Annotated in this window: 7 protein-coding genes; 5 read left to right on the plus strand and 2 right to left on the minus strand. The window is 69.9% G+C overall.

Annotation, left to right across the window (positions count from 1 at the left end):
• The first annotated feature begins 22 nt into the window (after nucleotides 1–22).
• The 3 genes from PLE19_16320 to PLE19_16330 are packed head-to-tail and all read left to right on the plus strand — an operon-like array spanning nucleotide 23 to nucleotide 3897.
• Complete coding sequence (locus PLE19_16320) at nucleotides 23–2563, plus strand: CHASE domain-containing protein (GenBank protein HPD16519.1); 2541 nt, start codon at nucleotides 23–25, stop codon at nucleotides 2561–2563.
• Nucleotides 2560–3006: a response regulator gene (locus PLE19_16325; protein ID HPD16520.1), complete on the plus strand. Its 447-nt coding sequence runs from the start codon at nucleotides 2560–2562 to the stop codon at nucleotides 3004–3006. The genes PLE19_16320 and PLE19_16325 overlap by 4 nt, the downstream gene beginning before the upstream one ends.
• 24 nt (nucleotides 3007–3030) lie before the next feature.
• Nucleotides 3031–3897 carry a diguanylate cyclase gene (locus tag PLE19_16330; protein HPD16521.1) on the plus strand — a complete coding sequence of 289 codons (867 nt, stop codon included), beginning with the start codon at nucleotides 3031–3033 and terminating at the stop codon, nucleotides 3895–3897.
• 29 nt (nucleotides 3898–3926) lie between these two features.
• Here PLE19_16330 and PLE19_16335 read toward each other — a convergent pair whose 3' ends face one another.
• A complete protein-coding gene (locus PLE19_16335) occupies nucleotides 3927–5132 on the minus strand; it encodes an enolase C-terminal domain-like protein (protein HPD16522.1) in 1206 nt (401 codons plus the stop codon).
• A 248-nt stretch (nucleotides 5133–5380) separates the two neighbouring features.
• On the opposite strand from PLE19_16335, the gene PLE19_16340 reads away from it, so the two are divergent.
• Both PLE19_16340 and PLE19_16345 read left to right on the plus strand, forming a co-directional pair.
• Complete coding sequence (locus tag PLE19_16340) at nucleotides 5381–7324, plus strand: VCBS repeat-containing protein (protein HPD16523.1); 1944 nt, start codon at nucleotides 5381–5383, stop codon at nucleotides 7322–7324.
• A 13-nt stretch (nucleotides 7325–7337) separates the two neighbouring features.
• Nucleotides 7338–9716 carry a kelch repeat-containing protein gene (locus PLE19_16345; GenBank protein HPD16524.1) on the plus strand — a complete coding sequence of 793 codons (2379 nt, stop codon included), beginning with the start codon at nucleotides 7338–7340 and terminating at the stop codon, nucleotides 9714–9716.
• 65 nt (nucleotides 9717–9781) lie between these two features.
• Here PLE19_16345 and PLE19_16350 read toward each other — a convergent pair whose 3' ends face one another.
• Nucleotides 9782–11221, minus strand: a complete 1440-nt coding sequence (locus PLE19_16350; GenBank protein HPD16525.1) for a type II secretion system protein — start codon at nucleotides 11219–11221, stop codon at nucleotides 9782–9784.
• Between the last annotated feature and the right edge of the window lie 336 nt (nucleotides 11222–11557).

Here is an 11557-nt window from a genome sequence, read left to right on the forward strand (position 1 = left end):
GGACCGTCAGGAGGGGCGGCCGGTGAGAAGGCACCCGGTGAGCCAGATACGCGAGACCCTGCGTCCGTCGCTGCATCGCGTGGTGGCGGGCCTGACGCTGGTGCTCGGCTGCGCGGCCTCGCTGGTCGGCGCGCACCTGGCGCGAAGGGCGGAGGAGCGGCGGGTCGAGAGCGCCTTCGACCGCGTGGCCGCCCACCACTTCGCCGCGGTGCAGAAGACCCTGGCGCTGAACCTCCAGGTGCCGAGTTTCGTCGAGAGCTTCTACGCGGCATCGCAATTGGTCGAACGCGGGGAGTTCCGCGCCTTCGCGGCGAACATTCTGTCGCGCCGCCCCTCGGTGGCGGCGCTCCAGTGGGCGCCCCGGGTGCTGGCCGCCGAACGGACGGCCCACGAGGCGGCCGCCCGGGAAGATGGCCTGAAGGATTACCGGGTCACCGAACTGGACGACCACGACCGGCCCGTGGCCGCCGGGCCGCGCGATGAGTACTTCCCCATCTACTACTCCGAGCCCCGGGAGGGCCTCGGGCTCCCCCTGGGCTTGGACCTCGCCAGCAACCTCGCCCGGGCGCAGCTCCTGGCCAGGGCCTGTTGCGAGGCCGCGGCGCTCCTCGATAACGGCCAGGCTGCCGGGCAGGCTCCTGACGAGCCTTGCGTCGCAAGCGTCTTTGCGCCCGTCTACCGCAGGAATGCGCCGCTCGCCTCACCCGCCGAACGCAGGGAGAACCTCCTCGGGTACGTCGTCGGCGTCTATCGGGTCCCCGAGCTCCTCGCAGAAGCGCTGCGCGACTTCGCTCTGGGTGGCGTGCGGTTCAACCTGTACGACGTAGTGGCCCCCGAGACTCAGAGGCTCCTGTGCTCGTACCCGGGCGGGCCAGCCTTGGTCGGCGTCCCGGCGGGCGGATTGCGGCGCGAGGCAGTCTTCGACGTGGCGGGCCGCCGCTGGCGGCTGGTGTGCGTGCCTACGGGCGACTTCCTGGCCGCCGAGCGCACCGAGTTGCCCCTCGTCGTGCTGGGCGCCGGCTTGCTGTTCACGCTCGTGCTCAGCGGCTACCTGGTGGTGCTGGTAGGGCGCGCCGCGCGGATCGCCAAGCTCGTGAATCAGCGAACCGAGGAACTGGTGGCGCTCAACGACGATCTGGCGAACGAGATTGACCGCCGCAGGTTGACCGAGCTGGAGTTGCGCCAGGCCCGCGGCGAACTCGAGGCACGCGTGCAGGAGCGCACCGCGGAGCTTCATCAGGCCGTGGATGCCCTGCGGGCCGAGATCCAGCAACGCATCGTGGCGGAGGAGGACGCCCTCCAGCGCACCGCGATGCTCGAGGCCAGCAACCAGGTGCTCCGCGAGTCGCTGACCTGCGAGGAAGACGCCGCCGTCGCCCGCGTGTGCCTGGCCGTGGCCGAAAAGCTGACGGGCAGCCGCTTCGGCTTCATCGGCGAGGTGAACGAGGCCGGGCGCTTCGACACGATCGCGCTCAGCGACCCGGGGTGGGACTCGTGCCGAATGCCGCACTCCGAAGCGACGCGCCTGATCCGCGGCATGGAGGTGCGCGGCCTGTGGGGCGCCGTGCTGCGCAGCCAGCGCGCGCTCATCGTCAACGACCCCGCAACGCACCCCGACCGCGTGGGCATCCCCGAGGGCCACCCGCCGCTCACCTCGTTCCTGGGCGTGCCGCTGAAGCACGCGGGCAAGACCATCGGCATGATCGCGCTGGCCAACAAGCCGTCGGGCTACAGCGACCGGGACCGCGAGGGGCTGGAGGCCCTGGCGGTGGCCTTCGTCGAGGCGCTGATGCGATCGCGCGCGGAGGCCGCCTTGCGCCGGGCCCACGCCGAGCTCGAGGAGCGCGTCCGCGAGCGCACCGCCGAGCTGGCGCGCTCGAATGCCGAGCTCGAGCAGTTCGCCTACGTGGCGTCGCACGACTTGCAGGAGCCGCTGCGCATGGTGCGCAGCTTCGTGGAACTCCTTCAGCAGCGGTACGCCGGGCAGTTGGATGCCGAGGCCGACGAGTTCATCGGCTTCGCGGTGGACGGCGCGGCCCGGATGCAGGCCCTGATCCGCGGCCTGCTGGCCTATTCGCGGGTGGACCGCCGCACCTCGAGCCCCGGACCCGTGGACTGCGACCGACTCGTCCAGAACGCCCTCCGCAACCTCCAGGTCGCCATCGCCGAGGCGAAGGCCCAGGTGACCCACGACCCGCTGCCCACGGTGACCGGCGACGAGACGCAACTCCTCCAGCTCTTCCAGAACCTGCTTGGCAACGCCATCAAGTTCCGCAACGAGGCGGCGCCGCGAGTCCACATCGCCGCCGCCCGCCGGGGGGCCGAGTGGGTCTTCTCCGTGCGCGACAACGGCATCGGATTCGACCCTCAGTACGCCGAGCGCATCTTCATGATCTTCCAGCGCCTCCACACGCGGGAAGAGTATGGCGGCACCGGGATCGGCCTGGCCGTGTGCAAGAAGATCGTCGAGTGCCATGGCGGCCGCATCTGGGCCGAATCGGCGCCAGGCCAGGGCAGCACGTTCTACTTCACCCTGCCCGTCAAGGGAGAGGAGAACCCATGAGTTGCCCCATCACCACGCGGGCCGTCGAGATTCTGCTGGTCGAGGACAATGCAGGCGATGTGCGCCTCACCCGCGAGGCCCTCAAGGACGGCAAGGTGAGCAACAACCTGCGGGTGGTGCGCGACGGCGTCGAAGCCCTGGCCTACCTGCGCCACGAGGGCAAGTACGCCAGGGCCGTGACCCCGGACCTGATCCTGCTGGACCTGAACCTGCCGAAGAAGGACGGCCGCGAGGTGCTCGCGGCGATCAAGGCCGACCCGGACCTGCGGCGCATCCCGGTGGTCGTCCTGACCACGTCGGAGGGCGAGGAAGACGTGCTCCGGGCCTACAGCCTCAATGCCAACTGCTATATCACGAAGCCCGTGGACCTCGACCAGTTCATCCGCGTCGTGAGGTCCATCGAGTCGTTCTGGTTCACGGTCGTGCGGCTGCCCACCGAGTGACGCCGCTTGAAAAGGAGTGGCCCCATGGATTCCCGGCACATCACGGTTCTGCTCATCGAGGACAACCCCGGCGACGTGGCTCTGATCCGGACGATGCTGTCCGGCACGCGCGGCCTGCCCGTCTCGCTCCAGTGTGCGGACCGGCTGGCCACGGGCCTCGAGCGCCTCGCCCAGGGCGGCATTGACCTGGTGGTGCTGGACCTGAACCTGCCCGACAGCACGGGCCTGGCCACCATCTCCCACGTGCACGCCCGGGCCCCGCACGTGCCGGTGATCGTGTTGACCGGCGCGGAGGACGAGGTGCTGGGCGCCAATGCCGTGTGGGCCGGCGCCCAGGACTACCTGGTGAAGGGCCAGGTGGACGGCTCGCTGCTCCTGCGCGCCATCCGCTACGCCATCAGCCGCCACGGCCTCCAGATGGCGGCCCACCAGCGGGCGTTGATGGACGACTTCACGGGCCTCTACAACGAGACGGCCTTCCTGAGCCTGGCGGCCCGCGACCTGGCGCTGGCCAACCGCCGGGGCGAGCACGTGCTGCTCGTGGTCGCGCGGGTGGAGGGCTTCGGCAGCTTCGTAGACGCCTTCGGCGCCCGCGAAGGCGAGCGCGCGCTGGCCGAGGTGGCCAGCGCCGTGCGCCATGCGTTCCGCGAGACCGACCTCGTCGCGCGCCTGGGCGGCAGAGAGTTCGGCGCGCTCGCCTCGAGCCCCGAGAGCGCCGAGCTGGATGCTCTGCTGGCGCGGCTGCGGGAGAACCTGCGGAACGTGCGGCCTCGCGTGCTGACGCTCAAGCTCGGGGCGGCGCGCGGAGCGCCCTCGGCGTTGCACACGGCGCAGGCGCTCCTCGCCCAGGCGCGCGCCCCGGTGGCCGAGGAACCCATCTCCTCGGTGTAGGGCCGCGCGCACGGCCGCTGCCCCCCTCCTCATGGGCGCCACAGCGTGCCGTCGGGCAGGCGGGCGACGGTCCAGGTCGGGTTCGCATCGTCACACGGGAACTTCGCGGCGAGGGCCTCGTCGAACTCCACCCCCAGGCCCGGCCGGTCGTTGGCCCAGGCGTAGCCGGCTCGGGCCTCGGGCAGCCCGGGGAACAGGTCCCGCACCGCCTGGTTCGGGAAGCTCCACTCCTGGATGCCGAAGTTGTGAAGAGCGAGGTCCATGTGGACGTTGGCCGCGACGCCCACGGGCGAGAGGTCGCCCGGCCCGTGCCAGGCGGTGCGCACGCCGAACGCCGCGCACAGGTGGGCCAGCTTGAGGCAGGGCGTGATGCCGCCGAGCTGCGACGGGTGCACGCGAATGAAGTCAATGAGGCGGCGGGCGACGAGCGGCGTGATCTCGCGCGGGTGGTTGAACAGCTCGCCCATCGCCAGCGGCGTGGCGCACACGGAACGGATGTTCTCGAACCACTCGAGGTCCTCGGGCGCCAGAACGTCCTCGAGGAAGAACAGGCGGTACGGCTCCAGGGCCTTGGCGAGCCACACGGCGTCCACGGGCGCCAGGCGCTCGTGAACGTCGTGGAGCAGTTCCACGCGCTCGCCCAGCGCGCGGCGCAGGAACTCGAAGAGGGCGGGGAGGCGGATGAGCTTCTCCTTGGGGTTGAAGTACTCGCCTGGCGGCGCGCCGGGCAGGGGAGGGCGGTCGCTCAGTTCCGTGCCGGGATAGCCGCCGAGCTGGCAGCGGATGTGCCCGTAGCCCTCGGCCATCCGCGCGCGGGCGGCGTCCGCCAGGGCCTCGGGCGTCGCGCCGTTGCAGTGGACGTAGACGGCCGCGGCCGGGCGGCACTTGCCGCCCCAGAGGTCGTAGCAGGGCATCCCGGCCAGCTTGCCCTTGATGTCCCACAGCGCCATGTCCACGCCGCTGATGGCGTTGTTGAGCACCGGCCCGTTCCGCCAGTAGCCGTTCACCATCATCGCCTGCCAGAGGTCCTCGATGTTGCGCGGGTCCTTGCCCACGGCGAACGGCCCGATGTGGTGCTGGATGGCGGCCTCGACGGCCCGGTGGCGTTGCGTGAACGTGGCGCAGCCGAGGCCATGGAGCCCCGGCTCGCTCGTGAGCACCTTCACCACGATGAGCCGCGCCCCTTGGGGCTGCGTGAGGAATGCCCGGACTCCTGTGATTCGCAAGTCGGCCATGTTCCACCCTTTGTTCCTTGGCCCCCCGCGGCGAGCTGGCGCCAGCATTCTAGGAAGTCGGGCCGGGGCGCGCAATGCGGGATGAACAATATGGACATGATGGACGACAGGCGGTCGTGCGCCCGGGCCGTCCGCAGTGTCCATGGTGTCCGTCATGTCCATTTGCCCTTGAGGTTCCGGTTGCGCGCGGCGGCGGCTCCGCGTAGAATCGCTGCGGCCGAACGTCCCCCGCACTGAGGAGCCGCTTCGTGAGAAAGCCCTTGAGACAACTCGGCGCCGCCACCCTGGCCGCGCTGCTGGCGTGCTCGACGGCGCAGGCGCTGATCCGCCCCGACTTCACGCCGATTCACCTCGTCCACCAGAGCGACCTGGTGCTGGCGCTGACGGTGGGGCCGGTGGGAACGGGCGGCGCGGTGAAAGCCGACATCGCGAAGGCCCTCAAGGGCAAGGCGCCGGCAAAGGCGCCGGTGTTCGACTTCAGCAAGTCGCCCGGGCCGCAGGTCGAGGCGTTCCAGAAGCTCATCGGCCCGGCGGCGCGCGAGGCGCTGTTCTTCACGGGCAGGTTCCGCCCCGAGGTGCCCGACGGCGCGGGCGCCGAGCCTACCGCGGCCGGCCTGCTGCACGTGCGCGGCCACTGGTTCCGCTTCGTCGGCGCGGAGGGCGGCGTGTGGCTGCTCGACGCGCTCGACTCGGAGATGGAGCAGACCTGGGCCGGCGGCACCGACATGCTGCGCCGGGCGGTGGACTATATTCTCACCGACCCCGCGCCCTCGGTGCCCGTGAAGAGCATGGCCAACTGGCTGGCCCCGAAGCAGATCGCGAGGCTCGACGGCACGGTGCGCGGGGCCATCCCCGTAGACCTGGCCGGCGACGGCCGCCTGGCGCTCCACCTGCTCAGCGATGCCGGCGACCGCATCCTCCTGTGGAATGCCCAGACGAAGGCTCTCGACGACATGACGCCGCGGCTGAAACTGGGCGCGAAGTCGCGCTGCGCCGCCTGGGCCGACCTCGATGCCGACGGCCGCCTCGACCTGGCCTCCTTCGACGGCGAGGCCCTCACCCTGTGGCTCCAGGCCGCCGACGGCGCCTTCGCCGCCAAGCCGAGTGGGGTGAACATGAAGGGCGGTTGCCTGGGCCTCGCGCCCCTGGGCCTGGACGACAAGGGACGCGTCGGCCTCGTCGTCAGCACGGCGTCGTACCCGCTCGTCGTCGCGGCAGGGGAGGGGGGCGGGTTCGAGGGGCGGTTCCTCGTGCCGCCCGTGGCCGGCAAGTTCATCGGCTCGGGCCTGGGCGCGGCCCGGCCCTGCCTGGTTGCCGACCTCGACGGCGACGCCCTGCCCGACGTGCTCCAGCCATTCGCCAAAGGCGGCGTGTTCTACAAGGGCCGGGCGCTCGGCGCGTTCGAGGGCGGCGCCCTGGTCGAAGGCTTCGGCACAGGCGAGGGCGACGCGGGGGCGTTCGTGGGCGACTTCGATGCCGACGGCCTGCTGGACGTCTTCGTCGCGGGCGACGAGCGCCCCTTCCTGTGGCACAACCGCACCGCTGTGGGCGGGGAGGCTCTGCCCCGCGTCGGCGCCGAGGACGGGGGACGAGGACGGGAGACGAGGACGATGGCCTTTGAGGAGACCCTGCCCGTCTCGGGCGAGATCGCCTACATCTCGAAGCCCGGCGGCATCGGGGGCATGGCCGGCGACCCCAACGGCGACGGGCGGCAGGACGTGTTCATCGTTTACTCGAACCGCGCGCCGCACATCTTCTTCAATCGCGGCTTCCGCAGCTTCGGCCACGCGCACGAGTTGGACCTCGATGAGAACCGCCTGCTCGAGGCGGCCAAGGAGGGCCAGCAGGCGGGCTGCCTGGCCGACCTGGACGGCGACGGCGCGCAGGACATGGCCCTGGTGCTCAAGAACGGCGAGCTGTGGGTCTGCCTCCGCGACGCCGGGGGCGTGCCGCCGCTGGCCCTGCGCGCGGCGCTGCCGCCCGGCGGCTACGCCGGGCCGCTCACCGTCACCGCCTGGGCCGACAAGCGCTGCCTGGGCGCCTGGAACGTGTCGCCCGGCACCGCCGACGCCTTCTTCGGCGTCTTCGAGCCCGGCCCCCTCAAGCTTCGCTGGCAGTTCCCCGGCAAGCCCGCCCAGGAGAAGCAGCTCATCGTCGAGGACAAGCCGATTCGCTTCGTCCTCAAGCCGTGACAGGAGGCGCGCGATGCGGGTCGCTCTCTTGTTGGCACAGGCATCTTGCCTGTGGGCGGCTGGGGTTGACGCGCTGCCCGTCAATCAATGGGTCAAGCTCGACACAAAGAAGGAGCCGGGCTACGCCTGGAGCGCCATCGTCTACGTGCCCAGCCGCGGCCAGGTGCTCCACTGGGGCGCGGCACCCAGCGGCAAGCCCGAGCACGACGACGTGCGGGCCTTCGACATCGAGAGGCTCGAATGGGTCTCCGACTACCCCTCCGCCCCCGCCGAGGACTTGCGGAAGGCTGTTGACACCGAGGACCGGGCCAAGTCGGTGCGCATCTGGGGCCGCTGGGCCCCGCTGCCCGAGACCGGCCGTCCCGCCCCCTCGTGGGTCCTCAACGCCGTCACTTACGACTCGAAGCGGCGGCAACTCGTCTACGTCCTCAAGGGCATGATGGCGGCCTACGACCCCGAGAAGCGCACCTGGCGCGACCTGAAGGCTGAGACGGAGCTTTGGGGCAAGTGGTCGCTCAACCCCACCACGCCCTACGGCTTCTACGAGCGCGGCCTGCGCCCCGAGCAGGACTTCAAGGGCGAGCGCATCCCCGGTCCGCCCCCTGTCTACGGCGCCGGCATCTGCTACGACCCCGTCAACGACGAAATCCTCCTCTTCCCCCACTGGGGCAGCCAGAACAACGACCTCCGCTCCGCCACGGGCGAGGTCTCCGGCCATTCGGGAACCTGGGTCTACAGCTTCAAGGACAACGTTTGGCGCAGAGACACGATGTGCGACGGCAAGCCCCGCGTGCAGCCGCCGCCGCGCTGCGGCGCGCCGATGGTCTACGACGCGAAGGCCAAGGCCATCGTCCTCTTCGGCGGGCAGAGCGGGCTGGTGCGGAGCGACCTCAGCAATCCCGGCCGCGCCCCCGAGCCAGGCGCCCTTAACGACACGTGGCTCTACGACGTGGAAACCCGCAGGTGGCGTCAGGCGCCCCGCGACAGCCGTCCGCCCGCACAGGCTCAGCCCAGGCTCGTCCACGACGAGGCGTCGGGCCTCACCCTCCTGGTCACGCTCCCCGGCCGCTATGCAGGAAAGGGCAGCATCGCCCTCTGGTCGCTCGATGTCACCAAGGGATGGTCGAAGCGCCACGAGGAGCCCTGGCCGCACGGCGACACGAGTTGGGTGTCGCTCGCCCTCGACCCCAAGCGCCGCCTGCTCCTCCTCGTGCGGGACACCAGGGAAGGCCAGGAAACCTATGCATTCCGCCTAGACCTCAACAAGCTACCAGAGCAGCCAGCTCCCGTCGTGAAGGAGCCGCCGCCGATCACGCCCCAGGAAATCCCACCCGACGACCCCGCCTGGCTGGCGAAGCTCAAGGAGCTGCCCGCCAACACGTGGGTGCCCGCCAAGCCGCCCCGCGAGCCCGAACGCCGCGACTGGGGGATGATGGCCGCCGACCCCGTCCGCGGCCTCGTCTTCTACTTCGGCGGCGGACACTCCACCTATCAGGTCAACGACGTGGCGGTCTACGCCGTGGGGGCGAACCGTTGGTGCCACACGGTGGGCGACAGCAACTTTCCCATGCCGCCGCACGATTGGGACGGCTGCACGATGAGCACCCGCGGCGGCCCGCCCGCGGGGCACCAGCGCAACTCCTACGTCGCCTTCGACGGGCGGATGTTCGTCCACGCCGGCACCCACAGCCGCCGCTGGGACGCCGAGATTGCGAAGGAGAAGGGCACCCGCGTCGCCTGGTTCTACGACCTCGACCGCGGCGGCGTCTGGCGTCAGCGCGAGATCGCCGAAGTCACGCTCGGCGAGGGCGTCCCCGGCAGCTACGGCCGCCTCCACGTGGCCGACCCTTCAGGCAAGCTCTACGGCTTCGCGGGCCACCTGGAGCCGTACGACGGCCGCTTCTTCACCAAGGAAGCCTACTTCTCGGCCTACGACGCCCGCGAGAACAAGCTCAGCGTCCGCCGCATCCCCGAGCCGACGCCTGGCTGGGTGGGCGAGTGCCGCCCCTTCTGCCTGCGGCCCGACCGCAATCAGGTCTTCTTCTACGAGTTCCGCAAGGGCGGGGGCCACGCCACCTGGGTGTACGACATCAAGGAGAATCGCTTCACCAGCCTGGAGCCGAAGCGTCAGCCGCCGGGCGAGCCGGGCACGGTGGAGTACCTCGACGGCCAGGATGCCGTCTTCGCTGCCATCAAGGTCAAGGACGCCGTTGAGCCGTGGGTCTACTCATTCGCGCGGAATACCTGGGCGCCGCTGCCGACGAAGGGGGAGAGGGTGCGCTACGCCACCCCCTATGCACAACTGGTGTACGTGCCGAAGTACGGGGTTCTCGTCAATGTGCCCGACACGGCCGTGATGCGGCCCGATGTGAGCCAGATGAAGTGGGAGTGATATTGGAAACCTCCCGCGGGTTCGAGACCCGCGGGAGGTTGAGCCTGAAGAGGGGAGGCGCCGCACTACTTCGAGGTATCTACATACCCGCCGGCAGCGCGCTCGGGGAGCCAGCTATTCTGGTGGGTGTGGTCCGTGACGGCGTAGACCTTGCAGCCGCAGCCGTTGAGTTCCGCGAAGATGTCGTCGCGGGGCGTGGGCATCTTCGTTTGAGGCTTGTTGTCGAAGAGGCAGCGGCGGTCGCCCCATTCGTAGCTCACGATGTCCATGATGTCCACCGGCCGCACGCGGCCGTCGAAGAACAGGCAAGCCGTGCGCTTATTATGCCGCGGCACGGGCCGCCAGGCGGTGTTGTAGGCCGGGTTGTTGATGCCGTTGTCGTCGTTGGTGTACGAGCAGTAGAAGTACTTATAGTAGCCCACCTTCTTCTTCGTGGGGGTCCAGACGTCGGCCCAGGTGCGCCCGACGCCCGTATAGATGGCATTGAGGGGGAACCGAGTGTAGCCCATCCAGCACTCGGCCGCCAGGCCCGCCGTGTGCTCGCGCCACTCGGTGGGCACGCTGTACTGCTCGGTGGGCCGCCACTTGGGCACCGTGGTGTAGGCCTGCCAGACGGGATCGTTGGTCACCAGCCCCGTGTCGCACACCGCGATCTGGCCGCTCGGGTCGCTCATGCAGCTGAAGTGCGAGGACTGGCCGTACCAGAGGATGGGCGCGCCCGACGGGTGGCCGAGCATGTAGTTGGGGTAGGGGGTGAAGCCGGTGGGCTGGGTAGTCTCGTTGCCCATGGTATAGGGCCAGCACTGCTGGTCGGGGGCCAGGTTCTGGTCGGCCGCGTTGCGGAACTTGGCGCCGCTGCACGCCGTGGCGGGATAGTCCAGGCCATACTTGGCCTGGTTGAACGGATAGAGGATGGACTCCCCGTAGGGCGCCGCGTAGTTGAGGCCATAGCCGATGACCGCCTGCTTCTTGGAGGGGCAGGTGTACATCATGCACAGGCGCGCGATCTCGATGTGGTAGTAGGTGTCGTCGGTCACCTCGCTCTCCTTCTTGCCCGTGCGGTTGAGGTAGGAGAGCACGGCGTTCCGCCACGTGGCGGTGACGTTGACGTAGGGCGCCAGGGCCGCGTACCAGAAGGGGAAGCGCGTGGTCGAGCAGCGGGCGGCCGCGGCCGGATAGTCGTAGGGCGGCTCGACGAACGGGCCGTAGCTGGGCACCGCGGTGGTGCCGCCCGTCACGCTGATCGCCGGCGTGGTGCGCGCGCCCGCCGAGACCATCCACGACTCGAAGTCCTTGTTGTAATTGGCCATGGCCTGGCCGATCTGGCGCTGGTTGCTCAGGCAGTTGGTCAGCTCGGCCGTGGCCAGGGAGTGCACGATGGCCGGCAGGAGGAGACCCGCCAGGATGCTGATGATCCCGAGCACGACGAGCAACTCCACGAGAGTGAAGGCCCGCCGGCCGGCACGCCGCCGGAGTCGCTGCGTTCCAAGAACTGGCGTGTTCATTGGTTATGCACCCCCAGTTGGACTGCCCCTCGCCCGCCTCTGTGCGCACGCCCCCCGCTTGCATTATATCCCCGTGTCCCCAGCCTTGTCAAGCATCCGCAGAAGGGGGATGCGGGCCGGAATTGTAGGCAGGGTGATTGTCTCTGGAGCCTGAAGGGCTCGCATGGGATAGCCCAGGGCAACGCCCTGGGTTCAGCGGGGTCCACGGGTCCAGCCCTGAAGGGGCGAGATAGAAGCTCTCTATTCCGCCCTGTCAGGGCTGCCGCGGGGCGGTCTTGCTCTCCCAGGGCGTTGCCCTGGGCTATCCTATTTCGCTCCTTCGGAGCTCCCGCCGCC

Source organism: Planctomycetota bacterium, from assembly GCA_035384565.1.
GTDB lineage: Bacteria > Planctomycetota > PUPC01 > DSUN01 > DSUN01 > DAOOIT01.

Coding starts and splice junctions, on each gene's coding strand:
- PLE19_16330 (HPD16521.1), top strand. CDS start 3,031: ATGGATTCCCGGCACATCACGGTTCTGCTCATCGAGGACAACCCCGGC.
- PLE19_16350 (HPD16525.1), bottom strand. CDS start 11,221: ATGAACACGCCAGTTCTTGGAACGCAGCGACTCCGGCGGCGTGCCGGC.
- PLE19_16335 (HPD16522.1), bottom strand. CDS start 5,132: ATGGCCGACTTGCGAATCACAGGAGTCCGGGCATTCCTCACGCAGCCC.
- PLE19_16345 (HPD16524.1), top strand. CDS start 7,338: ATGCGGGTCGCTCTCTTGTTGGCACAGGCATCTTGCCTGTGGGCGGCT.
- PLE19_16325 (HPD16520.1), top strand. CDS start 2,560: ATGAGTTGCCCCATCACCACGCGGGCCGTCGAGATTCTGCTGGTCGAG.